Origin of the sequence: Henriciella sp., from assembly GCF_049649345.1 — a bacterium.
Taxonomy (GTDB): Bacteria; Pseudomonadota; Alphaproteobacteria; order Caulobacterales; family Hyphomonadaceae; genus Henriciella.
The window spans coordinates 1-2,176 of sequence record NZ_JBARZC010000633.1 but is presented as its reverse complement, the minus strand read 5'-3'; the positions used below and the strand labels follow the sequence as shown (position 1 = coordinate 2,176).

At 62.3% G+C, this 2,176-nt stretch carries 3 protein-coding genes; 2 read left to right on the top strand and 1 reads right to left on the bottom strand.

What is annotated here, in order from left to right:
• Positions 1-116: 116 nt before the first annotated feature.
• Positions 117-1,031 (bottom strand): LysR family transcriptional regulator, encoded by a 915-nt coding sequence (locus WA989_RS17515; RefSeq protein ID WP_424341762.1) that lies wholly within the window; start codon positions 1,029-1,031, stop codon positions 117-119.
• 179 nt (positions 1,032-1,210) lie between these two features.
• On the opposite strand from WA989_RS17515, the gene WA989_RS17510 reads away from it, so the two are divergent.
• Together WA989_RS17510 and WA989_RS17505 are read left to right on the top strand one after the other, a co-directional pair.
• Positions 1,211-1,741 (top strand): hypothetical protein, encoded by a 531-nt coding sequence (locus tag WA989_RS17510; protein WP_424341761.1) that lies wholly within the window; start codon positions 1,211-1,213, stop codon positions 1,739-1,741.
• 33 nt (positions 1,742-1,774) lie between these two features.
• Positions 1,775-2,176 (top strand): YHS domain-containing (seleno)protein (locus WA989_RS17505; RefSeq protein WP_424341760.1); only part of this gene is annotated, 402 nt, incomplete at its 3' end.

The window sequence follows — 2,176 nt, the reverse complement described above, 5'->3', positions numbered from 1 at the left end:
ACACCGCTCTGCGCGCTGACTCTGCATGTCTTTGTGATCCTGCCCGAGGAGGCCTATCTGGAGCGCAAATTCGGCGAGCCTTACCTTGAATACCGAACACGTGTGCGTCGCTGGATCTAGACCCGCTCCGGCTCGCGCAGCTCTGCGGCCTTCATCGCTTCGGCGATATAGTCCGCGAGCAGCTTGGTCTTGCCCTTGAGCTTGCCGCCGGACCAGACGACGTGGAGGGGCAGGAGCGGGGCTTCCCAATCGGGCAGGATCTGCACCAGATCGCCTGCGCGGACCTTTTCGCAGACCAGCCAGTCGGGGGCGAGGATATAGCCCATCGCGTCATGGGCGGCCTGGATCAGCATGTCGCCGGACGAGGCCCGCAGGCGCCCATGCGCGCGGACCTTGTCGACATCGCCTGTCTCGGTGTGTGCCAGCTCCCAGTCCCCGACATGGCCCCTCTGGCGCAGATGCAGCGCATCATTCGGGCTGAGCTGGCTCGGCCGGTCGACGCCGCGGATTTGCGCAGCATAAATGGGCGAGGCGAAGAGGCGGCGCGGGGAGGACGAGATGCGCTTGGCCATCAGGCTCGAGTCTGAAAGCTCGCCAAGCCGGAAGGCCAGGTCGACGCCTTCCTGAACAATGTCCGTATACATATCATCCGAAATCACATCGAGCGTGAGGTCCGGATAGCGTTTCATGAAACCGGCGAGCGCCGGGGCGATCACGACCCGCGAGAGCGAATGCGGCACAGAGATACGCAGCTGCCCCACCGCCTCATTGTCGAGCCCGCGCACCTCGGCTTCAGCCTGGTCGAAATCATTGAGGATCGCCTTGGCGCGGTCATAGAATTTCTCGCCAGCCTCGGTCAGGCTGAGCGCGCGTGTCGTCCGCAGGAACAGGTCCGCGCCGAGCTGGGCTTCGAGATCCTGAATGCGCCGCGACACCGTCGGCTGGCCAATATCCAGATCCTGGGCGGCCTTGGAGAAACTGCCCGTATCGGCCACCCTCAAAAACAGCCGCATTGCGTCGAGCCGGTCCATGCCTCACCTCCCGTCATCACACCGTGCTAGACCATATAGGATGAATTTGCGGCGGCGCGAGGGGCGGAGCCGAACGGACAAACCGGCTCACTCGTTCGTGAACGCAATCACGCAGGCGTGCGTCGCACTTGAAGCCGCCATCGGCTATCTCCTCGCTCAGACAACAAGGGGATGCACCCATGACCAGACTGAAGACCTATCTGCCACATGCCATTTCCGCGGTGGCTGCGCTCGTCTTTCTAGACAGCTTGCGCTTCAAATTCACCAATGCGCCCGAGACGCAGGTGATCTTCGGCAAGCTCAATGCCTGGGCCGCCAGTTTCGGGGCTGAGGGCCTGTTCGCGCAGACCGGCCTCTTCAGCCAGTATGTGATCGGCTCGGCAGAGCTTGTCGCGTCCGCGCTTCTGCTGGCCGGCATCCATCCGGCCTTGCGCCGCTTTCAGGCGGTTGGCGCGCTTGTCGCTTTCGGCGTGATGAGCGGGGCGGTCAATTTCCACCTCTGGACGCCGCTCGGCATCGACCCGAACAATGATGGGGGCGGCCTGTTCTTCATGGCCTGCACCGTCTGGGCGACGTCGATCCTTCTCATCTTCATCCGCCGCAAGGAGCTGGCCGCCATAGGGCAGGGGCTCGTCTCGACCTTCCTGCCGGGCCGCGCACCGGCCGGGCAGACCGGCGAGCCGCCGATCACTCACCACGCCAGCGCCTAGTTGCAAAAAAATTTCGTCACAGGAGACAAGATCATGATCAGAACGCTCGCCGCAGCACTCGCCATAGGTGTGGCCGGCTTTGCCACAGCCGCCCCGGCCCATGCCGACAAGGCACCCGTTTACACGGGCACTTTTTCCAACACGGCCGTGCAGGGACACGACCCGGTCGCCTATTTCACAGAGGGAAAACCGGTCAAGGGATCGAAGAAATTTTCGACGACATATCAGGGCGCCGAGTTCCGCTTTGCTAGCGCGGAAAACCTCGCAAGCTTCGAGGCGAACCCGGAAAAATACGCCCCGCAATATGGCGGATACTGCGCCTGGGCGGTCTCGCAGGGATACACCGCCAAGGGCGACGCCGACCACTGGAAAATCGTCGATGACAAGCTCTATCTCAACTACAACAAAAAAGTTCAGGAAGATTGGGAACAAGAC